Below are 320 nucleotides of genomic sequence, written 5' to 3'. Positions count from 1 at the left end.
ATTACCAGGTGAAGAATGGCGGCGATATCGCTGCCCTTTTCGGTATCTGCAAGGCGCTTGTCGAGGCAGACGACGTGCTGCATGCGAGTGCCGCAAGCAAGGTTTCCGGCTCTGATGGGCAGCCGCGCGATCCGGCCAATGCGGCGGCGGTCGCATTTGCCGCCGCCATTGCCGCGGCTGACAAGAAGCATGTGCTCGATCATGATTTTCTTGCCGAGCACACGGCGGGTTTTGACGATTTCGCCGCTGCAGCCCGCCGCCATGAATGGGAGGAGCTGGAGCGCGTTTCAGGCCTGACCCGCGAGGAGATGATGGAAGCC

At 61.9% G+C, this 320-nt stretch carries 1 pseudogene; it reads left to right on the top strand.

The features are described from left to right. Window positions 1-320: pseudogene (locus EN804_RS35890) on the top strand (formate dehydrogenase); the annotation flags it as partial.

Origin of the sequence: Mesorhizobium sp. M8A.F.Ca.ET.161.01.1.1, assembly GCF_004792105.1 — a bacterium.
GTDB lineage: Bacteria > Pseudomonadota > Alphaproteobacteria > Rhizobiales > Rhizobiaceae > Mesorhizobium.
Note: the sequence above shows the minus strand (reverse complement) of the source record. Positions and strands in the feature narration are given on the sequence as shown.